Annotated in this window: 1 protein-coding gene; it reads right to left on the reverse strand. The window is 44.8% G+C overall.

From position 1 onward, the window contains the following. Positions 1-536: CvfB family protein (locus tag HC175_RS17130; protein WP_235942661.1), on the reverse strand; the 536-nt coding region annotated here is incomplete at both ends.

Raw genomic sequence — 536 nt, forward strand, 5'->3', positions numbered from 1 at the left:
TCAGTAGTTCCTGCGCATTAGGTTCAATACTTCTGTAGCCCGGCCGTTGCAGCGTAACATCGATCTTGCCGTCTGGCCTTGTCTTTTTGATCCAACCTTTAAGTCGGTCCCCAACGTGCAGTTTCTGAAATACTTCGTCCTTATATAAAAGCCCCTTATGGATCTCGTTCACGATCACATTCCACCCAAGATCTGTGGGATTTGCAATGATAAGATCCACTTCTTCAAAGGGTTCTACAGTGAGCTGAGAATTATCCAGGAATGCATCCACTTTATTAGAGCCCACCAGCCTGTCTGTTAATTCGTCCAGGTAACAAAAGATAAGATACCTCTCCCCTTGCCGCATTTTCATAGCCTGTTCTTTAAAGGGCACAAAAAGGTGTTTTTCCAGCCCCCAGTCCATAAAAGCGCCGATTTCGCTAACCTCCACACATTTCAAAACAGCAAACTCATCAAGCTTCACAAAAGGCTTTAAAGTAGTTGCCACCGGTCGCTCCTCGTGATCGAGATAAACGAATACTTTAAGCTCATTACCT

It is taken from the genome of Salinimicrobium oceani (assembly GCF_012037645.1).